Below are 20,324 nucleotides of genomic sequence, written 5' to 3'. Positions count from 1 at the left end.
CTTAGGCTGTCCTTTTTTTATGAAGCACTTATATATTTTGGAGTGGTCATTGTAGCTGGATTTAGTATAGAGTCCAATTTTTCTTTAGTAAGAATGCCGTTTTTTAGTACAAGCTTTCTTATTGGAATACCAGTTTTTAATGATGATTTAGCAATTTCAGCAGATTTTTTATAACCTATATAAGGGCATAAGGCAGTAGCAATACCAACACTTTCTTCAAGAAGTTCCAAGCAATGATCTTCATTGGCAGTTATGCCAATTATACAATTATCTACCAAGGTTGAAATAGCATGGCTTAATGTTTCTAGTGATTCAAAGAGATTATAAAATAAAATAGGCTCAAAAGCATTAAGTTCCAATTGTCCAGCTTCAGCAGCCATTGTTATAGTAAGATCATTTCCTATTACATTAAAGGTAACTTGGGATACTACTTCTGGAATAACAGGATTTATTTTGCCAGGCATTATGGAGGAACCATTTTGCTTAGCAGGAAGATTTATTTCTCCAATACCAGTTTTTGGTCCGCTGGATAAAAGTCTTAAGTCATTGCACATTTTTGAAAGATTAACGGCACAAGTTTTTAGAATTCCAGATACTGCAACGAAACAATCGATATTTTGTGTAGCGTCAATTAAGTCCCTAGCTTGCTTTAAGTCTAAATTAACTACAGTTTTTAAAGTTGGAACTATATTTTTTACATATGAAAGTGGTGCATTTATGGAAGTACCTATGGCTGTAGCTCCTAGGTTTACTGTTTTCATTTCATCTAAGCTTTTAATGAGCCTATCTATATCACGGCTAACCATTGTTGCATAAGCATTGAAGCATTGTCCCAAGCGTACAGGCACTGCATCTTGCAATTGAGTACGTCCCATCTTTAGGATATTTTCAAAAGCAAATGATTTAGCAATTAAGGCGTTATATAGCCTTTCCAGCTGTAAAATTACTTGATGTATCATTTTTATTGCAGTAATCTAACCAGCAGTAGGAAAGACATCATTGGTGGATTGGCACATATTTACATGATCATTGGGGTTTACAATATCATAATTACCTTTTTCACCGCCTAATATTTCTATGGCTCTATTAGCAACTACTTCGTTAATATTCATATTAGCTGAAGTACCTGCACCACCTTGTATAGGATCCACAATAAATTGATCATGGAGCTTTCCATGTATTATTTCATCGCAAGCTAGAATTATTGCATGGGATATATCTTTATTTAAATTATTGTATTTTCTATTTGTTAAGGCTGCAGCTTTTTTTATTTCTGCAAGAGAGATTTATATTTAATAAAAGGGGGAGTGTTAATGGATAAAATAGATAGAAAGCTTATAAAGCTATTACAAGAAAATGCAAGGTATCCTTTAAAATATCTGGCAGAACAGGTGTTTTTATCACCACCAGCAGTGGCAACGAGAATTGATAAATTGGAAAAATCAGGAGTTATTACTGGCTATAGCGCCAAGGTGGATAAATTGAAGTTAGGATACAATATAACAGCTTTTATTAATTTAGCCATGAGTCCAAAAGAAAAACCAGTATTTTATCCTTTTATAAATGCATGTCCAAATGTTATTGAATGTAATTGTGTAACTGGGGCTTACTCAATGCTTATTAAAGTTGCTTATGAAACAACTTTAGAATTAGATGCCTTTATAGGGCAGCTACAGAAGTTTGGAAATACTGAAACACAAATAGTTTTTTCAACACCAGTTGAGCATAGGGGCATAGAGATTCCTTTAGATATATAAATAGTTTAGTAGCTTTTTTATTCATAAGAGATGATTAAAAGTAAAAGACATAATGAATTTAGCTTAAGAAAATAAATAAAAAATTCATATAAAGACAAAAATAACTTTATCCATAAAGGAAAGGATAGAGTTATTTTTATGCTTAAAAGTTTAATAAAAAAATATAATGTTAATGTATATAGTATGTTAAAGAATGGTACTGTAGCAGTTATTACCATGTTTGGCGTATGGATATTATTTGGAGTTAAAAATATAATGATAGCTTTTCCTATTGCATTAACATCAACAGTATTAGGAAGGCAAAATTTTTATGTTAAGACTTTCTATAAAGTTATTTGGTTGATAATTTTAGATATGCTCATAGTGGTTACTTCATTTATATCCTCATTAAATCTTTATACTGGAATAATAATAAATTTTATATCAATATTTCTAATAATGTACAGCATAATTTCACAATATGATTTAACTTTTTATAAACCATTTATTATGCTTTATATATTTACTCAATATGCTACAGTATCTTTTAGTGAGCTACCAGAAAGGCTTTACTCAGTACTTTTTGGAGTGGCAGTTATTGTCTTAGCAAGCTTTATAAAGAAAATAAATGAAAAATCTGTATTAGGTAGCAGCATAGTTGTGTATATAAATATGTTAAAAGAGCAGGTGAAAAATATTAGGGAAAATCATTATTCAGATGAGCTTAAAAATAAATGTACTGGAAAGATGAGAGATTTGACTTATAAAATATATATAAGCAGACATAGAAAATATTTAACTACTAATATAGGAATCATTCAATTTAATCTTTTGATAAATTTAGAATATCTTAATTTGCTCTTAAAAGATATAGCTACAGAAAAAAATATAAAGGAAAAGGAACTTGCTGATATTGAGTTGTTGTTAGATAACTTTGAGAAATATACTTCAGGAAATATAGATGTGGTGGACTTAAAAGAAAAAGTAGAATATTTTATTAATGATAATATTAATAAGAGTGAGATTTTTGAACTTATTGGTAACATATTTATGGAAGTATATAAAAATTTAAAGCGTTTAGCTGAAATGAATAAAAGAGAAATTAATAAAGTATATAAACAGTGGCAAAGATCTGATTTAGATACATTTAAAAATGTTTTTAAAGAATATTTTAATGTAAATAGTATAAGGTTTAAGTTTGCTATAAGAATGGCTATAACATTGACAATAGCACTTTTAGTAGGAGAGTTTTTAGGATTTTATAAAATAATATGGGCAATTATAACAATTATGTCTATTATGCAACCATACTATGAAGATACTATAACAAAAGCAAGAGATAGAGTTAAAGGAAATATATTAGCCATATTGGTTACAGGAATTCTTATTAATATAGTTGATAATAAACTTATAACTATATTAATTCTAATAGGAGCTTTGTATCTTTTATATGGATTTAAAGAATATTATAAAATTTCATTATTTGCAGCTGTGGCATCAATTTGCGTATCATCATTAACTGAAAATATAAATGTATTAATATTTTTAAGAATAATATATGTCATAGCAGGAGTGATATTAGTTTTAATAGCAAATAAGATTATATTTCCTTATAGACTTAAAGATGGAGTAAGGCAGCTTGTGAAAAAAATAAGACGATATAATGAATATTTAATGGAAGATAGCAAGGATTATTTAAATAATAATAAAAATATTAATAATATAAGAGATGTAATAATTCATTTGATGCTTCTTATGCAGAAACTTAATCTTAGAAATATGCAGTATGGTGATGAGGGAATTAATAGATTTATAGAGATGAATAATTATTATTTGATTAAAATATCTTATGAGACACTTTTTTGTTTTCATAGCAATAGGAAAAATAAATATAATATCATAAAGGCATATGGTGAATTTAATAAATCAAATATGATTTTTAATGGATAGTGATAAATGAAAAGGATTTCTGCATATATAGTAGTGTAGTAATTAAATTGAAAGGAAGTCTAATGAAATACGAAAAAATATATCTTCCCTATTTATTTAATGCTTTGGAACCTTATATAGATAAAGAAACGGTAGAAATTCATTATACTAAGCATTTACAAGGCTATGTTGATAATTTAAATAGGGTGCTTAAAGGATATGAGAATTTTACAAAGGGTAAAACCATAGAGGATATATTAATGAATCCTAAAAAAATACCAAAGGAAATAAGGGAGAAAGTGATAAATAACGGAGGAGGAGTATATAATCATAATTTATACTTTTCAATTTTATATCCTAAGCCTAAAAGAAAACCTGAAGGAAAACTAATGGATAGAATAAAGAAGCAGTATGGTTCCTTTGAACAGTTGATAGAACTTATAAATGAAAATGCTTTAAATAGATTTGGTTCAGGTTATAGCTATCTTGTGAAAGAGAAATGTGGCAGATTACATGTTATGAGTACACTAAATCAAGATACACCACTTAGATGTGGTCTTAAACCAATTCTTTGTATAGATGTATGGGAACATGCTTATTATTTGAAATATAAAAATCTTAGAGGAAAATACCTGGAAAACATATGGCAAATAATAAATTGGGCTAAAGTAGAGGAATTATATAATTGTTAAAAAATACATAATGCAAAGCAGGTTTAGAAATATAATAGCAATATTTTAAGGGAAGCAAATAAAAATAAAGGAGATTGTGTTATGTATCATTAGTATAACAAAAGAAAAAAGTATATTGACAAATAATAATTATTAGTTAATAATAAAGATAAAGAATGTTTATACTAAGGAGAAAAAACATGAGTAATATATGTTTATGTAACAAAGTAACAAAAGAAACAATAGTTTTAGCAGTTAAAAATGGAGCTAAAACTTATGAAGAAGTTAAAGAAGCTACAGGTGCTGGAGCAGGATGCTGTAGAGGAGCAAGATGTAAAGGAAACATAGAAAAACTAATAGATGAAAATAAATAGTAGTTTTTTTAGAGGAGATTAGATAATCTTCTCTTTTTTATTTTATATAAATAAGTAATTGGGGCAATAATTATTAGTTAAATAGAATATAAATACTTTAGGATGGCTTTTTTTAAAAGCAATAGATATCAATGGAGTGAAAATATGAATAAGGCAATAATAAAGTATGCATACATCTTTATAAGTATGGCAATGGCTATAGTTATCATGTTATCTTCAAGATCACTATTAATTAAGATTGTGATAATTATATTACAGATACCTGTTAATATAATGTTAGACAGATATTTTTTTGATAAATTTTATAAAAATATAAAAATAATTAAATTAAAAAAATTAAACTTTTTAGGCTTGAATCCAAAGATAGAAATATTAATAGATATTTATGTTTTTTGCTTTGTATATATATTATTTTCAATATATATGTTAGGATATGATGTAAGCTTTATATCTAGCAAAGTTGCGAAAGTAATATTGATACTCCCTATAATTTTAGTAATAATTGATAGCTTATATAGTAAACATATAGATGTAAGAAAGCAGCAAGATGGAACAATTGTATATGGTGTAAGCTACAATGATAATGAAAATAGCAGCATATTTGGATTAAGAGTTGGCAAGTTTGATAAAGGGATAGTAATAGATGACTATATTTTTTATGATGAGGAAATAAACTTTACTACTTATAGTCAGGATTTTGAATTTATTTTTATTTTAAAAGATGAGAGTAAAATAGTAATTAAAGACAAGCGAGCAGTGAGATTTTTTAAAGAAATGTTTAAGTAATTGAAAATTAAAAATAAAAAATTAAAAATAAATGATAAATTGAGGAATAAACTCACAGAGTTTAAAAATAAGTTTTAAAAATTCTGTGAGTTTTATAATTATTCATAATTAACTAAACTTGTGAAAAGTATTTATGGTTAACTTTCATATAGTTTCATATAGTATATAGTAGAATGAATAAAAATAAAAAAGAGGATAGAATTTACAAAAAAATAAGGAGTGATATATATGAAAAAGTGCATATGTTGCGGAATGCCTATGAATAAGAAAAATGATTTTGCCATGGGAGATGAAAGTAAAGATTATTGTGTTTATTGTGCAAAAGAAGATGGCAGCATGAAATCATTTGATGAAGCTGTAGAGGGAATGGCTGAATATATGTCAGAAAGTGAAAAGATAGATAAGAATTTTGCTAGGAAAAAAGTATTAGAATATATGAAGTCAATGCCAGTATGGAAAGAAAATTTTTAAAAAGTAACTTAACTAAAGTTAATTTTTTTATTATACTTAATTAATGAGGTAAATAGGCATAATAAAAAAAGAGGTGATAGCAATGGTTCAAATAATAATGATGATAATAAATATAATAAATTTTTTGGCTATTTTTTATATGATTTTTAAAGAAAAGAGATCTGCCAATAGCATAATAGCCTGGGTGCTAGTAATTTATATTGCTCCAGTGATAGGATTTATTGCATTTTTATTAGTAGGAAGAAAAATGAATAATTCCAATATGTTTGGTATTAAAGAAATTGAAGCAAAATTATTTAAGGATTATATAAAGCAGATACATAAAGAAGGTTATATTGAAAAAGATAATAAAAACTTTGATATGATTAATTCCATAGAGCAAATGGGACATTCGCCTTATAGGGAAAATAATGAAGTTATGATGTATAGCGATGGAAAAGAATTCTTCACTGCTTTATTGGATGCTTTAAGAAAGGCTGAAAAGTGTATCAATATAGAATTTTATATATTTAAGATCGATGGAATAGGAAGTGAAATACTTTCAATTTTAGAAGAAAAAGCTGCAAAAGGTGTAGATGTAAGGCTTTTATATGATTCTGTTGGTAGCAGGACTTTAAATAAGAGGGTCCTTAAAAATTTCATTTCAGTAGGAGGTAAAACTGGTGAGTTCTTCCCATCATGGCTTAAGATAATAAATCTAAATATGAATTTTAGAAATCATAGAAAGATTGTTGTTATTGACAATAAAATAGGCTTTGTTGGAGGCTTTAATGTTGGAGATGAATATTTAGGTAAGAACGAGAAGTTTGGCTACTGGAGAGATACTCATGTAAAAATAGAAGGAGATGCTGTTAAGGATTTAAATTTAAGATTTCTAGCCGATTGGAGATATGCTACTAAAGAAGAAGTGGATATAGAACATATAGTTGAAGAAGAGAGCAGAGTATGTACAGGAAATAAAGGTATTCAAATATTATCAAGTGGACCAAATCTTAGTGATAGATTTGAAATTAAGCTTGCGTATTTAAAAATGATTCAAAAAGCAAAAAAGTATATTTATATACAATCTCCATATTTAATTATAGATAATAGTATATCTGATGCATTAAAGCTTGCTGCATTATCTGGTGTGGATGTAAGAATAATGATTCCTGGAAAAGGAGATCATCCATTTGTTTATTGGGCTAATCTTTCCTATGCAGGTGATCTTTTAGATTTTGGTGTAAAGATATATCATTATGATAGAAATGCATTCTTACATGCCAAAACTCTTGTTATAGATGATGAAATTTGCTCTGTAGGTACGGCTAATATGGATACTAGAAGTTTTGAGCTAAACTTTGAAATAAATGCATACATATATTCTAGTGACATAGCATGCAAGCAGAAAAAACAATTTGAGAAAGATATCCTAAAAAGCAATCAGCTTACTTTGAAAATGTATAAAGGAAGAAATAATAAAACGAAAATTAAAGAAGGTTTATCAAAACTATTTTCATCAATATTATAAAAGGAAAAACATGGATTATATTAATCCATGTTTTTTCATTAACAGTTAGTTTTTTTGGAAAAGTTATTTAATTCATCGATAAAAACTTGAATTGCCTTTGACATAGTAATGTTTTTTGGTGTTATATAAGAGAAATATCTGTTATATTCATCATTAAAGTTATTAATACAGATTTCTCCATTTGCAACAGCTTCTTCAGTAACTAGACTTGATGTAAGAGTGATTCCAAGGTTGTTTTTTACAGCTTCTTTAATAGCGTAGTTACTACCTAAAACTAATATTTTATTAGGAATTATCTTATTGCTTTCTAAGAACATATTGAAATATTCCCTAGTACCTGAACCATCCTCTCTTACAACCCATAAATGATTATTTAGCTCTTCAAAGGACTGGATATTTGTAAGTTCACTATTATTAGGATTAAAGGCTAAGACCAATTGATCCTTTAGGAAATATTCTTGATTAAAGCTTCCGGTGGAAGGAGTTCCTTCTATAAGTCCAATATCAAGAGTTAAGTCTTTTAAATGTGAACATATTAATGAAGTGTTTTCAATAATAATTTCCACATCTATGTCAGGGTATTTTTTTGAAAAAAGTGAAAGGAATTTAGGAAGAAAATATTCTCCTATGGTAAGACTTGCACCTACCTTTAAAGTGCCTTTTAATGAATTACTATTATCCTTAACTTCCATATATGTAATGTCAAGTAAATTTATTATTTCCTTTGCTCTTTCATATAATTTATATCCATTTTCTGTTATAAATATAGTTTTTTGTTTAACAGAACGATTTATTAAGGTAACACCAAAGGATCTTTCTAAATTTTTTATATGTGTACTAACGCTTGGTTGTGATAACTTTAAGTATTCTCCAGCTCTGGTAAAGTTTTTATATTCTACTACTGCAATAAAAGTTTTTAATTCTTCTAGCATAATATTCTCCTTTTAGAGTGATAATAAAAATATAAGCGTACTATCAAAAATGTTAATGATATTTATTTTTAATATTTATTTTACTTATGAATCTATGAAGATTATACTATACAAGTAACATCTAAGGGAATAGAATTCTAAAATAAATCTTTTAAACATAAGAAAAGGAAGGAAATAGGATGAGAAAAATAAAAGAAATATTTCCAGGTCTAGTGGTATCAGTATCAGTTGGAATAATAAGGATATTATTAGGAAGATTTATACCTAAACTTGGAGCCGCAACAATAGCTATATTTTTAGGAATGTTTGTAGGGAATTTATTCTTAAATCAAGATATATTCCAAAAAGGTTATAAATTTTCCGAAACTGATTTATTATCGTATTCAATAGTATTATTAGGAGCTACATTAAGTGTTTCAACACTTATGGAATTAGGTATAGGAGGCATTACATTTATAGTTGTACAAATGACTATAACTATAATTGGTGCTTTATATATAGGAAAAAAACTTGGCTTTGGACAAAACTTTAGATTTATGATGGCTAGTGGTAATGCTGTGTGTGGTTCATCGGCTATAGCAGCTACAGCACCGGTTATAGATGCAGATGATAAAGAAAAAGGCATTGTAATTACCATAGTAAATGTTACAGGTATATTTTTAATGTTTTTACTACCACTAATAGCTAACTTATTATATAATTTAGAACCTATGAAGACATCGGGATTAATTGGTGGTACATTACAATCTGTCGGACAAGTTGTTGCCAGTGGAGCCATGGTAAGTGAAGAGGTAAAGGACTTAGCAACAATATTTAAAATAGTAAGAGTTATTTTATTAGTAGTTGTTGTATTGATATTTGGACATTTAAAACATAAAACTAATGAGGAAATAGTTGAAGAAGAAATTAAAGATGTAAAGAAAGGGAAAGTTAAAGTACCTTGGTATGTAATAGGATTCTTTATTACATGTGCATTATTTTCAATAGGTATTATTTCACCAGCCTTATCAGATGTATGTAAGGCTGTAAGTAATAAGCTTGAAATATTTGCTTTAGCGGCAATAGGTTTAAAAGTTAATGTAAAAGACCTAATTAAGCAAGGGAAGGCAGTTTCTCTTTATGGATTATTTGTAGGTGTATTACAAATAATTTCAGCAGTGATTTTAATAAGTATATTTATAGTATAAGAAGATTTTTAGGATATAATAATTAAATTATTATATCCTTATTTTTATATAAAATGGTATAATTTTACATATAGACTATATGGATGGAAGGTGAGGAGATATGAAAGTAAACATTAATAAGTTTACAGGATTTTGTGGATGTGGTAAGGAACATAAGATTTTAGTGAAGGATATAATAATCGAAAGTGAAGCTATTAAAAAACTACCAGAAATCATGGAAAAAGAAGGATTTAAAAATATAACAATAATATGTGATGAAAATACTTATGTTGCAGCAGGAGAAGAGGTTGAAGAAGTTATTCCTAAAGGAAACTTTATAAAGTTAAAGTCTGAAAATCTTCATGCTAATGAAGTAGCAGTACAAAAAGTGTATGAATGCTTAGTAGCAGAAAGCGATGTCTTGATAGCATTAGGGGCAGGGACTATACATGATATAACTAGATATGTGGCATATAATAAAGATATTCCTTTTATATCTGTTCCTACAGCTGCAAGCGTAGATGGATTTACTTCTACAGTGGCTGATATGACTTGGAGAGGGTATAAAAAAACATTTACAGCAGTATCACCTATTTATGTAGTAGCTGATACAGATATATTTAAAGAAGCACCATATAGGCTTACAGCATCTGGAGTATCAGATTTAATAGGAAAATATATAGCTTTAGTTGATTGGAAAATCTCAAGTATAGTTATAGGGGAGTATATTTGTAATAGAATATGCAATATGGAAATAGATGCAATAAATAAAGTTTGCCAATGTGTAGATGAATTAGTGCTTGGTAATACGGAAGCTTATGAACAATTGATGTATGCTTTAATTATATCAGGACTTGCTATGCAAATAATAGGAAATTCAAGACCAGCTTCAGGAGCAGAGCATCATATGGCTAATTTGTGGGAAATGGAAGTAATAAATGAACATTTAAATGCATATCATGGAGAAAGGGTATCAGCAGCCTTAATATTAGTAATGGAGGAATATGAAAAAATAAAAAAGGCTATTGAAAATGAAAGGTGTAGAGTTAAGAAGTATTCTGGATTGGAAATGGATATGCTTAAAGAGGTATTTAGAGGTAGAGAAATGTATAATTCAATTATTAAAGAAAATACACCAGATCCATTATTAAATGTAAATAAAGTCATATTGCAAAATAGATTAGAAAATATTGCAGAAATATTAGAAAAGCTACCTACATTGGATTTTGTAAAGAATACATTAATGAGAGCAAAAGCTGTTACAACTTTTGAAGAGATAGGTTTGCCTCAGGGAATAAAAGAAAAGAGTCTTAGAATATCACCATATACGACCAATAGGCTTACCCTTATGAGACTTTCAAAGATGTTAGATTATTAATAATATAAGAAATGCTATAGAAATATAGCATTTTTTAACTGAATATAATAATTAATAAAATTGGAATATATTGTTGAGTATTTTTAAGGCCTATTATATAATATTAGAGAAAATAATAAAAAATAAGGAGAAAATAATGGTTATTATAGCTGTTTTTTGTGGAGTTTTATCTATTTTGATAAGCTGCATAGCTGTTTATCAATCAGAGCATTTTAATAAATTATCAAGAGAATTAAATAAAGATACTATGTTAATGATTGATTGCAATGAGAAGTCTATAAATAATTTACATAGTACACTTGAGGAGATAATAAACAAAGAGGAAACAAAATCTGAAATTATAGAGGAAGAGTTAACATTTATAAAAAATGAAATAGTACTGATAAAGATGAGCAATTATGATTTAGAAAATAAGTTTAGTGTATTACATAGCATTATGTATTTAAGTAATATGTTGGCATCAAAATCTATATCAGATTTAGAAATGTGGCTTGATAATGATGAACCTAAAGTTATCTTAAAGCTTTCAAAAGATATTAATCCAGAGGAATATAAAAATATTGATGTAAATTTAAAACAATTAGAGAAATACGGAATATGGATATGTTTGAATATAGATTTATATAGAAACATAAAAGAGAAAATAGAGATAAATTAGAAAATGATGAATGGGGAAATAAGATGGAGATTTTAACTATTATATTTAGTACTATATCAATAGCTATAAGCTTATATGCTTTGTATCAATCAGAATCATTTAATATAGAGACTAAAGAAATAAACAGTGAAACAAGAAAAATGATTGCTTCCAATGAAAAATCAATAAGCAATTTACATATTTCTTTAAGAGAAGTAATGGAAAAGGATTCCATAAGACTGAAAACAGATGGGTTAAGTATTATTAAGCTTCAAAGTTATAGTAAGTCATATAGTAAGATTGTTATGAAAGAAATTAGCAAACTATATAAAGTCTTAGATACAGTGAAGATGAATGAAATAGATAGCTGGTTAAACTCAGAAAAAGAGTCTATAGAAATAACTTTAAATAAAGAGCTAACAAGAGCTAATTATAATGATATGGAAAGTGTTTTTGAAAATGTAAGGAAGTATGGCATATGGATTACTGTAAATATAGCTGGTTATAATAATATTGAACGTGCTGGATAAAGAGATGTTATTTATAAAAAGGAGCTACGCTAGCTCCTTTTATTTTTATGGTGTTAAATATTTTTTTGATAACTCAGTAAGGATTTGAATATGGACTTCTTCATCAAGTATTATCCTATCAATAATTGAAATTATGTTGGAATCATTTATTTTTTTCTCGGCGCTAATATATTGTTTAATGGCGAGCTTTTCATCAGCAATATCATAATTTATCATTTCAGTTACATTTAAGCCATAGTTAACAAAGGAAGAATTCCAGTTTAAATTTCTATCTTTTTTGTTAATCCAGTATCCTGGGTTTCCACCAAGTTTTATTATTAGCTTACCTAAGATTTCTAAATGATACATTTCAACTATGGCAATAGATTCTAGGGCTTTTGAAATTTCAGGATATTGGTCTTCTGTTCTTAAGTGATGATATATATATTGAGATATGGCAGAAAATTCAGATACAGCACCAGCAAAGCTAGTTTGTATTATTTCAGCATAATGCTTATTTGGCTTAACAACAACTATTGGAGGATAAGGAAGCTTTGCTCTGTATAAGTCAAGATTATTTTCCATAATAAAAAAACTCCTAAAAACAATTATATATATAACTATGTTTAAGGAGCATTAATAATTACTATACAAGAATTAGTTTTATTTTTAGAGAATCAATTCTATTTTTCCATTCATCTGATAAATTTGCATCTGTAATGATAGTATCAAATTCATTCAAGTCAGCAAAGTAAGAAGAATTTACTTTGCCAAACTTTTCAGAATGTAAAAGAAGTATCTTTTCAAAGGAAGAGTTTAGAATTGCTTTTTTTGTAGCTACTTCATAATTGTTAGAGCAAGTAACACCAAGTGTTTCATGGACTCCAGAAGCAGAAACAAATACTTTAGAGGCTCTTATATTTTTAATTAAAGATATTCCTTCTGGAGACTCAAACATTTGTGTATTTGGATGATAGTATCCACCAGAAAAAATCATCTTTATATTTTTCTTTTTTCTTATAACATCTAAAATATTAGCATTATATAATAATGCTGTAATTTCTAAGCTATTATCAATATTCATAGCAAGTTTCTCAGTGGTAGTACCTGTATCAATAATAATTACATCATTATTTTTAATAAGCTTGGCAGCAGCTTTACCTATTTTATTTTTTTCATGTTCAAATTTAATTAATTCGTCATTGATATTATAATTTGAAGATAATTTATCTATACTATTAGATGGATTATAAATGGTTGCACCGTATACTTTAGTGACAATATTGTTAGATTTAAGAAACTCTAAATCACGCCTTATGGTCATTTCAGATACTTGTAAAATATTAGCAAGCTCCTTAACGGAAGCACCATTTTTTTCTTTTAGTATTTCAATTAGTTTGTTAGTTCTATCTAACTTTTTACTCATAATTATTTCACCTATAATAGTTTTTATTTTATTTAAATGAATACTTAATCTTAGAGATAGATTATTGGATTTAAAGTATCATTTAAATTTTAACATCTTTCAAGAGAGGATGCAAAAGTATGAACAAAAGATAATAAAATGTTAAAGTTCGCACAAAAAATGTTTGACTTATTTATAAGCGTTGCTTATTATAATAAATAGATAATTTAAAATGTCATAAAGAAAGAGGGAGTATTATGGATAAAAAAGAAATATTAAAACATATAGATCATACGTTATTAAAGGCTGTTGCTACTTGGGAAGATATAAAAGTATTATGTGATGAAGCTATTAAATATGAAACAGCTTCAGTATGTGTTCCTGCATGTTATATTTCACGTATTCATGAAACATATGGTGACAAAATTAATATTTGTACAGTAGTAGGATTCCCTTTAGGATATTCTGTTACAGAAGCTAAGGTTTTAGAAACAAGAAAAGCAATTGAAGATGGTGCCAATGAAATTGATATGGTTATCAACATTAGCGATGTTAAAAATGGAGACTTAGAAAAAGTAACTAAAGAAATAGCTGCTTTAAAGGAAGCTTGTGGAGATAAAATATTAAAGGTAATAATTGAAACTTGCTATTTAACTGAAGAGGAAAAAATAGCTATGTGTAAAGCTGTTACAGAAGCTGGTGCTGATTACATTAAAACTTCAACTGGATTTGGTACAGCAGGTGCAACTATAGAAGATATAAGATTATTTAAGAAATATATAGGGCCAAATGTAAAGATGAAGGCAGCAGGTGGTGTTAAGACTGTAGCTGATTTAGAAATGTTTATAAATGAAGGATGTGACAGAATAGGAACAAGTTCTGCTGTTAACATGCTTAAAGGTGAAGAAGTAACTGGATATTAATTAATTTTATTGATGTTTACTTGTTATAGTGTTAGAATAAAATATATTATATTAGGAGGAATAATTATGAAGGCAATTAGTATTAATAATCAAAATTTAATACATCATCATTACTGGTAGGCTTGGGCTGTCTTTATGGCAGATACAGGCCTAAGATTATTGGGTTTGTATCTGCTGGTAATGAAATAAAAGTGCTTCATAATTATTGAAAGCCATGCAGATTAATTTATCTGCATGGCTTTTTTTTATATAAATTAATTTTGAAAGGAAGTAATAAAATGAAAGACAATAAAATTAAACCATCAATATTACCAGGATTTATGGAACTATTACCTAGTGAACAGATTATTTTTGAGGATATTGTTAAAAAGATAAGAAAGGTATATGAAGAAAGTGGGTGTCTTCCTATGGATACTCCTATAATTGAAAAATCAGAAGTATTATTGGCAAAATCAGCAGGAGAAACTGAAAAGCAAGTATATAGATTTAATAAAGGTAAAAATGATTTATCTTTAAGATTTGATTTAACAGTACCATTATCTAGATATGTAGCTCAGTATTATAATGAACTCACTTTTCCATTTAAAAGGTATCAAATAGGAAAGGTATATAGGGGGGAAAGAAATCAGAAAGGAAGGTATAGAGAGTTTTATCAATGTGATTTAGATATCATAGGCAATGGAAAGCTTAGTATAGATAATGATGGATTTGTTATTAGTGTTATTAATAAAGCCTTTAAAGCCATAGGATTAGAAAATTTTAAATTTCAAATAAGCAATAGAAAAATATTAACATCTGTATTAAAGTATTTAAATATTGAAAATGATATGGAAGTATTAATTTTAATTGATAAGTATGAAAAAATATCTATAAGTGAATTTAATAATACTTTAATTTCTTATATAGGAGCAGAAAAGGCTGATATCATTAATAAAATAATGAATATAGATGGAAGTAATAAGGAGATATTAAAGCAGCTTAAAGAAATGAATATTAATGATGACACTTATTTAAAAGGTATAAATGAATTAGAAAGAGTACTAAGTATATTGAAGATTTTGGGAGTGTATGAAAAAAATTATAAGATTAATTTAAAAATTATAAGAGGGTTAGATTACTATACTGGAACAGTGGTTGAAACAGTATTAGAAGGTAATGAGCAGTATGGGTCAATATGCTCAGGAGGAAGATATGATAATTTAGCAGAAAATTATACTAAAAATATATTGCCTGGAGTTGGAATTTCCATAGGATTAACAAGATTATTTTTTGTTCTTAAGGAAATAGGATTTTTAAATAATTATAAGGTAGATAGAAATGAGAGATATCTTATAATTCCTATTGGGGATACTTTAGAAGCCTGTGGATTAATAAAAAATAAATTAGAGAAAGAAGAAAAATCTGTGGAAATATATTTTGAAAATACTAAGCTTAAGAAAATCATGGATTATGCTAACAAAGCAAGCTTTGATAAAGTTATCATAGTTGGCGAAGACGAAATTAAAAGTGGCGAATTTATGATAAGAAACATGAAGAATGGTCAAGTAGAAAAAATAACTTTATAGGAGATTGGATGAAAATTTTTGAATAAATAGCAGATATAGTGTATTATTAACAGTGGAAAAATGTATAAAATATGTATTAAGGATGATATTATGGCAGATGTTAATAATAAATTTTATATGGATTTAGCTAGTAATTTAAAAATAGACTGTGAAAAATGTTTTGGCTTTTGCTGCAGCGCACTTTATTTTGCCAAGGCTGAAGGATTCCCTGAAGACAAAGTGGCTGGAAAGCCATGTATGAATTTAAAGGAAGATTTTAAATGCAAGATCCATGAAAGCTTATCTAAAAAAGGGTTAAAAGGATGCACTACTTATGAGTGTTTTGGAGCAGGGCAAAAGATAGCTCAAGATACTTATAAAGGAGAAAGCTGGCTTGATAACAAAGAAAAGGCTAGTTAAATGTTTGACGCCTTTGTTAAAATGATGCAGCTTCATGAAATGTTATGGTATTTGGCAGAAGCTTATAGAATTGAAAGAGAAGGAAAAGCTAAGGATGCAATTAAAAAGGTTATTGATGAGACAAAAAATATTTCTAATTTAGCAGGAGATAAATTAATTAAATATGATTTAGTAGCACATAGGTTTAAGGTAAATAAATTACTCTTAAAAACCAGTGAAAGTGTAAGAAAATATTATAAGGGAAAATATAAAGGTAATTTTAAATGCAAGAAGTTTATGGCAGGAAGGCCTAATTTAATAAATGCTGACTTAAGAAGAAATGAATTAAGAGGAGAAAATTTAAGCAGTGCTCTTCTTATTGCAGCCAATTTAAGCAAGATGGATTTAAGTGGAATAGATTTTTTAGGCGCAGATTTAAGAGATACTGATATTACTGGAAGCAATTTAAGAAATGCAGTTTATCTTACACAATTTCAAATTAACTCTGCTAAAGGTGATGGGAAGACAGTCCTTCCGCCAACTTTACAGAGGCCGCTTAATTGGCTAAAATAAATTTTAAAAAGCCTATTGACCTTCACGCTGCGTAAAGGTGTATATTAAATTTGTCAGGAGGTGAAGAGGTTTGGAATATAGTATTAAAAAGTTAAGTGAAATTGCAGGGGTATCTACTAGAACACTTAGATATTATGATGAAATAGGACTTTTAAAGCCGGCAAGAGTTAGTTCATCAGGATACAGAATATACGGAAAAAAGCAAGTGGATATATTGCAGCAAATATTATTTTATAAAGAGCTTGGAATAAGCTTAGATGGAATAAAAGAAATAATACAAAATCCTAACTTTGATAGAATTAATGCTTTAAAAGAGCATAAAATTAAGCTTCTTGAAAAGAGAAAACAAATTGATATGCTTTTAGATAATGTGGAAAGAACATTATTAAGTTTAGATGGAGGTTGTAAAATGTCTGATAAAGAAAAGTTTAAAGGGTTTAAGAAAACTGTAATAGATGAAAATGAGAAAAAGTATGGAAAAGAAATTAGAAGTAAATATGGTGATGAAACCATTGATAAATCTAATGAAAAGTTTATGAAGATGTCAGAAGAAGAATACAATGAAGCAGATGCTTTAGCTAAGGAAATAATAGAACAATTAATTGCAGCTAAGAAAATAGGTGATCCATCATCTAAAGAAGCTCAAGCTTTAGCAGAATTGCATAAAAAATGGCTATCTATTTATTGGGATAAGTATTCTAAAGAAGCCCATGCAGGGGTGGCACAAATGTATGTGTGTGATGAAAGGTTTAAGGAGTACTATGACAAGCATGGAGAAGGTTTAGCAGAATTCTTAAGAGATGCAATTGTAGAATATACCAGTAGATAGTTAAATAAAAGAAAGATAATTAAAAGAAGATGTTCTCTTTAAGAATGAGAGCATCTTCTTGCCCTTAATTAAGATGATTTATGTTAGAACAGATATTGTTCTTTTTTAAAAAATTAGTCATGGTATTATAGCCAGAATTAAAAAGTTTTTCTTTATTGCTATAAGAGATATAAAAATCTGTAACAGCAATATCAAAGGTAGGTAGTTCTAAGGTATGGATATTATTTAGTGAGCTAAAATAAATAGATTCATTTTTAGCCATGCAGGCATCTATAATGTCCATTAAGTATTTGTTTAAAGAGCATTTTTCAGCATAAGTTATATTTTTATCTTGATTACTTATAAGTTTTAAGGCAAGGGTAGGATACTTTGTATTGCTATTAAAGAGCCAGATAGGGAGATTACTTATAAGTCCACCGTCTACTATGTAGCAGGAACCTTTAGGAGTTTTTATCTTTTCAGGGATAAATATTAAAGGTAGGCTTATACTCATTTTTACAGCTTTAGATATTTCAAAATTCAATGGATCAATATTATATTTTTTTAAATCTTCAGGAAGAATCAATATTTGTTTTTGAGTTATATCAGTAGCAATAAACCTTATATAATTGATATCTTTATTAATATCTTTAAAATATTTTTTTCCTTTCACACTATAAAGCTTTGTAAGTAACTCTTCAATGGCTGTAGTAGAAAAGATGCCTTTGGACTTGAAGAGGCTTAAATTTTTTCCTAAAAGCGGTATAGATGCCAATACGGTTTTATTAATATATAAGCTAAAATCAAGATCAAATAAGATTTTCTTTATTTCATAAGCTGAATAACCTACAGCCATAAGTGAAGTTATTAAGGCACCTACTGAAGTGCCAGCAAAGGAATTGAAGGTAAAACCGTAATCTTCCAGTGCGCATAAAGCACCTATATGAGCAATTCCTCGCACTCCTCCTCCTTCACATACCAAGTTAATTTTCATAAATATCACCTAAAAAAATATTTCTATAAATAGTTTAGCAAGAGAAATTAATATTGTGAAATATAAATATTGTGAAATATATATTAAAGGGAATTCCATAAGGAGTTCCCTTATTAATTCTCTATTTTACATTGTATATTATTAATTGTTTCTGTAATTTTCAACGTAAATATTAAAGTTCCATTTATCTAAGAATTCTTTAGCTGAATTGTAGCCGGAGTTAAAGAGTTTTTCTTTTTTTTCTTTTGATATATAGAAGTCTAATGTACTTATATCAAAGGTTGGTATATCAATGGTACGAATGGAATCTTTATTATTTAAATAAGCCTCTTCATTGGAGGAAATTGCAGTATCAATAATATTAAATAAATATTTTAAAAGTCCTGTGTCTTTGGCAGCAGTAAAGTTATCTTCATCATCACTTTTTAGCCTTAAACCAAAAGTTGGCCATCTTGGAATACCTTCCACATCAAAAAGCCATACTGGAAAATTACTGATTAATCCTCCATCTACCATAAAGCTTGATTTATCATTGTCTTCTATAAGGATAGGTTTAAAGATAAAGGGAATTGAAATGCTCATTCTGACAGCTTTAGCAATACTAAAATTCAAAGGGTCAATGTTGTATTTCACCAAGTCATCAGGCAAAACAACTAATTCCTTTCTTGTTGAGTCAGCTGTGATAATCTTTAGAGGGCTTGTACCATTGATAGATATATCCTTAAATTGGGTTTTACCTTTTGCTTTTAATTTTTCCTCCATAAATTTTTCCAGAGCATCACCTTTGAATATTCCTTTATTTTTTACAATACTTAAGAAAGGACCAGCTAAAGGAATCTTGCTTAGTGATGTTTTGTCCATGAAGTTCTTAAAGTCAAGAGCAAATGAAATTTCTTTTAGTTCATAACCTGTATAACCAACAGCTACTAAGGAAGCAAAAATAGCTCCAGCTGAGTTGCCAGCTATCTTTTTAAACTCATATCCATGTTCTTGTAGATAAGTAATTGCACCAGCTAGAGCAACCCCTTTAACTCCTCCGCCTTCACATACAAGATCAGCATTCATATAAATCACCTCCTAATTTTATTATATGCTTGTTATGTAAAGTTGTAGCAATTAAATTTCATTTTATAATAAAGAAGCAATATAAATTAAATTTTTCTAGCTCAAAAATGGAGAATAAGAATATTATAGAGAAAAAAGAAAATCCTAAAAGGTTGCAGAGAGAAATCAATAAGGAGCTTAAAAAGAAAACTATTGGAACAAAAGCACAAATTGCCTTGTCAAAAGCTTATGAAGAGAATAAAATTGAACGTAAGAAGAAAATCAAAGACAGTTTGTAATTAAACAGATAAAGAAAAAAGCATAAAGGCCATTAAAGGAGAAATGTATGAAAAAATGTTTATATTGTAAAAGAGAATTAGATAAAGATTACCTAGTTAATAAAATAGGGGAGTTTTGTAGTGAGGAGCATTATGATGAATACTTAAAATCTTTATCAAAGGAAGAATATATAGAGTTGCAACATTCATTGTGTGTATGTAGTGATGATTAATAGAAAAAAGATAGTAGAGTTTCT

Annotated in this window: 21 protein-coding genes and 2 pseudogenes; 17 read left to right on the top strand and 6 right to left on the bottom strand. The window is 27.9% G+C overall.

The window, feature by feature from the left end; genetic code table 11:
• Positions 1-17 precede the first annotated feature (17 nt).
• Positions 18-1,286 (bottom strand): annotated as a pseudogene (locus tag Q5O44_RS02685) (aspartate ammonia-lyase); the annotation flags it as partial.
• Between the two features lie 27 nt (positions 1,287-1,313).
• Between Q5O44_RS02685 and Q5O44_RS02680 the strand changes: the two are divergent.
• The 7 genes from Q5O44_RS02680 (at position 1,314) to cls (ending at position 7,477) form a co-directional block, all read left to right on the top strand.
• A complete protein-coding gene (locus tag Q5O44_RS02680; protein WP_022166846.1) occupies positions 1,314-1,757 on the top strand; it encodes an Lrp/AsnC family transcriptional regulator in 444 nt (147 codons plus the stop codon).
• Between the two features lie 138 nt (positions 1,758-1,895).
• Positions 1,896-3,686 (top strand): FUSC family protein, encoded by a 1,791-nt coding sequence (locus Q5O44_RS02675; RefSeq protein ID WP_022166845.1) that lies wholly within the window; start codon positions 1,896-1,898, stop codon positions 3,684-3,686.
• A 62-nt stretch (positions 3,687-3,748) separates the two neighbouring features.
• Positions 3,749-4,357, top strand: a complete 609-nt coding sequence (locus Q5O44_RS02670; RefSeq protein ID WP_291735587.1) for a superoxide dismutase — start codon at positions 3,749-3,751, stop codon at positions 4,355-4,357.
• A 179-nt stretch (positions 4,358-4,536) separates the two neighbouring features.
• Positions 4,537-4,710, top strand: coding sequence for a (2Fe-2S)-binding protein (locus Q5O44_RS02665; protein WP_022166843.1), 174 nt, complete (start codon positions 4,537-4,539; stop codon positions 4,708-4,710).
• A gap of 144 nt (positions 4,711-4,854) precedes the next feature.
• Entirely contained in the window at positions 4,855-5,496 is a 642-nt protein-coding gene (locus Q5O44_RS02660; protein WP_022166842.1) for a hypothetical protein, read from the top strand.
• 228 nt (positions 5,497-5,724) lie between these two features.
• Complete coding sequence (locus Q5O44_RS02655) at positions 5,725-5,967, top strand: zinc ribbon domain-containing protein (protein ID WP_022166841.1); 243 nt, start codon at positions 5,725-5,727, stop codon at positions 5,965-5,967.
• A gap of 82 nt (positions 5,968-6,049) precedes the next feature.
• Positions 6,050-7,477, top strand: coding sequence for a cardiolipin synthase (cls, locus tag Q5O44_RS02650; RefSeq protein ID WP_022166840.1), 1,428 nt, complete (start codon positions 6,050-6,052; stop codon positions 7,475-7,477).
• 38 nt (positions 7,478-7,515) lie between these two features.
• Here cls and Q5O44_RS02645 read toward each other — a convergent pair whose 3' ends face one another.
• Positions 7,516-8,409 carry a LysR family transcriptional regulator gene (locus Q5O44_RS02645; protein WP_022166839.1) on the bottom strand — a complete coding sequence of 298 codons (894 nt, stop codon included), beginning with the start codon at positions 8,407-8,409 and terminating at the stop codon, positions 7,516-7,518.
• A gap of 179 nt (positions 8,410-8,588) precedes the next feature.
• On the opposite strand from Q5O44_RS02645, the gene Q5O44_RS02640 reads away from it, so the two are divergent.
• The 4 genes from Q5O44_RS02640 to Q5O44_RS02625 all read left to right on the top strand — a co-directional run bounded on the left by Q5O44_RS02640 (position 8,589) and on the right by Q5O44_RS02625 (position 12,120).
• Positions 8,589-9,596 (top strand): YeiH family protein, encoded by a 1,008-nt coding sequence (locus Q5O44_RS02640; RefSeq protein WP_022166838.1) that lies wholly within the window; start codon positions 8,589-8,591, stop codon positions 9,594-9,596.
• Between the two features lie 100 nt (positions 9,597-9,696).
• On the top strand, positions 9,697-10,953 hold the full coding sequence (locus Q5O44_RS02635) for an iron-containing alcohol dehydrogenase (protein WP_022166837.1): 1,257 nt from the start codon (positions 9,697-9,699) through the stop codon (positions 10,951-10,953).
• 136 nt (positions 10,954-11,089) lie between these two features.
• Entirely contained in the window at positions 11,090-11,611 is a 522-nt protein-coding gene (locus tag Q5O44_RS02630) for a hypothetical protein (RefSeq protein ID WP_022166836.1), read from the top strand.
• Between the two features lie 23 nt (positions 11,612-11,634).
• On the top strand, positions 11,635-12,120 hold the full coding sequence (locus Q5O44_RS02625) for a hypothetical protein (RefSeq protein WP_022166835.1): 486 nt from the start codon (positions 11,635-11,637) through the stop codon (positions 12,118-12,120).
• 45 nt (positions 12,121-12,165) lie between these two features.
• Here Q5O44_RS02625 and Q5O44_RS02620 read toward each other — a convergent pair whose 3' ends face one another.
• Both Q5O44_RS02620 and Q5O44_RS02615 read right to left on the bottom strand, forming a co-directional pair.
• Positions 12,166-12,684, bottom strand: a complete 519-nt coding sequence (locus Q5O44_RS02620; protein WP_022166834.1) for a ferritin family protein — start codon at positions 12,682-12,684, stop codon at positions 12,166-12,168.
• Between the two features lie 61 nt (positions 12,685-12,745).
• Complete coding sequence (locus tag Q5O44_RS02615; protein WP_022166833.1) at positions 12,746-13,525, bottom strand: DeoR/GlpR family DNA-binding transcription regulator; 780 nt, start codon at positions 13,523-13,525, stop codon at positions 12,746-12,748.
• Positions 13,526-13,761: 236 nt separating this feature from the next.
• On the opposite strand from Q5O44_RS02615, the gene deoC reads away from it, so the two are divergent.
• The 4 genes and pseudogenes from deoC to Q5O44_RS02595 all read left to right on the top strand — a co-directional run bounded on the left by deoC (position 13,762) and on the right by Q5O44_RS02595 (position 17,772).
• Positions 13,762-14,427 (top strand): deoxyribose-phosphate aldolase, encoded by a 666-nt coding sequence (gene deoC / locus Q5O44_RS02610; RefSeq protein ID WP_022166832.1) that lies wholly within the window; start codon positions 13,762-13,764, stop codon positions 14,425-14,427.
• Positions 14,428-14,705: 278 nt separating this feature from the next.
• Positions 14,706-15,992 carry a histidine--tRNA ligase gene (gene hisS / locus Q5O44_RS02605; RefSeq protein WP_022166831.1) on the top strand — a complete coding sequence of 429 codons (1,287 nt, stop codon included), beginning with the start codon at positions 14,706-14,708 and terminating at the stop codon, positions 15,990-15,992.
• 117 nt (positions 15,993-16,109) lie between these two features.
• Positions 16,110-16,943 (top strand): annotated as a pseudogene (locus Q5O44_RS02600) (pentapeptide repeat-containing protein).
• A gap of 70 nt (positions 16,944-17,013) precedes the next feature.
• The gene (locus Q5O44_RS02595) at positions 17,014-17,772 is read left to right on the top strand and encodes a MerR family transcriptional regulator (RefSeq protein ID WP_022166828.1); all 759 of its coding nucleotides are present in this window, start codon (positions 17,014-17,016) and stop codon (positions 17,770-17,772) included.
• A gap of 64 nt (positions 17,773-17,836) precedes the next feature.
• Here the strand turns inward: Q5O44_RS02595 and Q5O44_RS02590 are convergent, their stop codons facing one another.
• Positions 17,837-18,745: a patatin-like phospholipase family protein gene (locus Q5O44_RS02590; protein WP_022166827.1), complete on the bottom strand. Its 909-nt coding sequence runs from the start codon at positions 18,743-18,745 to the stop codon at positions 17,837-17,839.
• 141 nt (positions 18,746-18,886) lie between these two features.
• Positions 18,887-19,810 (bottom strand): patatin-like phospholipase family protein, encoded by a 924-nt coding sequence (locus tag Q5O44_RS02585; RefSeq protein WP_022166826.1) that lies wholly within the window; start codon positions 19,808-19,810, stop codon positions 18,887-18,889.
• Between the two features lie 29 nt (positions 19,811-19,839).
• Here Q5O44_RS02585 and Q5O44_RS02580 point away from each other — a divergent pair, with 29 nt between their 5' ends.
• A complete protein-coding gene (locus tag Q5O44_RS02580; protein WP_302637185.1) occupies positions 19,840-20,088 on the top strand; it encodes a DUF2992 family protein in 249 nt (82 codons plus the stop codon).
• A 47-nt stretch (positions 20,089-20,135) separates the two neighbouring features.
• Positions 20,136-20,300 carry a hypothetical protein gene (locus tag Q5O44_RS02575; RefSeq protein ID WP_022166825.1) on the top strand — a complete coding sequence of 55 codons (165 nt, stop codon included), beginning with the start codon at positions 20,136-20,138 and terminating at the stop codon, positions 20,298-20,300.
• The last annotated feature ends 24 nt before the right edge of the window (positions 20,301-20,324 follow it).

Origin of the sequence: Clostridium sp. CAG:221, from assembly GCA_000435835.1 — a bacterium.
Lineage (GTDB): Bacteria > Bacillota > Clostridia > Clostridiales > Clostridiaceae > Clostridium.
This window is presented reverse-complemented; position numbering and strand designations above follow the sequence as displayed.

What these genes read in the sequence shown, in the direction of transcription:
- Q5O44_RS02680 (WP_022166846.1), top strand. Translation starts at nt 1,314, where the DNA reads ATGGATAAAATAGATAGAAAGCTTATAAAGCTATTACAAGAAAATGCA.
- Q5O44_RS02675 (WP_022166845.1), top strand. Translation starts at nt 1,896, where the DNA reads ATGCTTAAAAGTTTAATAAAAAAATATAATGTTAATGTATATAGTATG.
- Q5O44_RS02670 (WP_291735587.1), top strand. Translation starts at nt 3,749, where the DNA reads ATGAAATACGAAAAAATATATCTTCCCTATTTATTTAATGCTTTGGAA.
- Q5O44_RS02665 (WP_022166843.1), top strand. Translation starts at nt 4,537, where the DNA reads ATGAGTAATATATGTTTATGTAACAAAGTAACAAAAGAAACAATAGTT.
- Q5O44_RS02660 (WP_022166842.1), top strand. Translation starts at nt 4,855, where the DNA reads ATGAATAAGGCAATAATAAAGTATGCATACATCTTTATAAGTATGGCA.
- Q5O44_RS02655 (WP_022166841.1), top strand. Translation starts at nt 5,725, where the DNA reads ATGAAAAAGTGCATATGTTGCGGAATGCCTATGAATAAGAAAAATGAT.
- cls (WP_022166840.1), top strand. Translation starts at nt 6,050, where the DNA reads ATGGTTCAAATAATAATGATGATAATAAATATAATAAATTTTTTGGCT.
- Q5O44_RS02645 (WP_022166839.1), bottom strand. Translation starts at nt 8,409, where the DNA reads ATGCTAGAAGAATTAAAAACTTTTATTGCAGTAGTAGAATATAAAAAC.
- Q5O44_RS02640 (WP_022166838.1), top strand. Translation starts at nt 8,589, where the DNA reads ATGAGAAAAATAAAAGAAATATTTCCAGGTCTAGTGGTATCAGTATCA.
- Q5O44_RS02635 (WP_022166837.1), top strand. Translation starts at nt 9,697, where the DNA reads ATGAAAGTAAACATTAATAAGTTTACAGGATTTTGTGGATGTGGTAAG.
- Q5O44_RS02630 (WP_022166836.1), top strand. Translation starts at nt 11,090, where the DNA reads ATGGTTATTATAGCTGTTTTTTGTGGAGTTTTATCTATTTTGATAAGC.
- Q5O44_RS02625 (WP_022166835.1), top strand. Translation starts at nt 11,635, where the DNA reads ATGGAGATTTTAACTATTATATTTAGTACTATATCAATAGCTATAAGC.
- Q5O44_RS02620 (WP_022166834.1), bottom strand. Translation starts at nt 12,684, where the DNA reads ATGGAAAATAATCTTGACTTATACAGAGCAAAGCTTCCTTATCCTCCA.
- Q5O44_RS02615 (WP_022166833.1), bottom strand. Translation starts at nt 13,525, where the DNA reads ATGAGTAAAAAGTTAGATAGAACTAACAAACTAATTGAAATACTAAAA.
- deoC (WP_022166832.1), top strand. Translation starts at nt 13,762, where the DNA reads ATGGATAAAAAAGAAATATTAAAACATATAGATCATACGTTATTAAAG.
- hisS (WP_022166831.1), top strand. Translation starts at nt 14,706, where the DNA reads ATGAAAGACAATAAAATTAAACCATCAATATTACCAGGATTTATGGAA.
- Q5O44_RS02590 (WP_022166827.1), bottom strand. Translation starts at nt 18,745, where the DNA reads ATGAAAATTAACTTGGTATGTGAAGGAGGAGGAGTGCGAGGAATTGCT.
- Q5O44_RS02585 (WP_022166826.1), bottom strand. Translation starts at nt 19,810, where the DNA reads ATGAATGCTGATCTTGTATGTGAAGGCGGAGGAGTTAAAGGGGTTGCT.
- Q5O44_RS02575 (WP_022166825.1), top strand. Translation starts at nt 20,136, where the DNA reads ATGAAAAAATGTTTATATTGTAAAAGAGAATTAGATAAAGATTACCTA.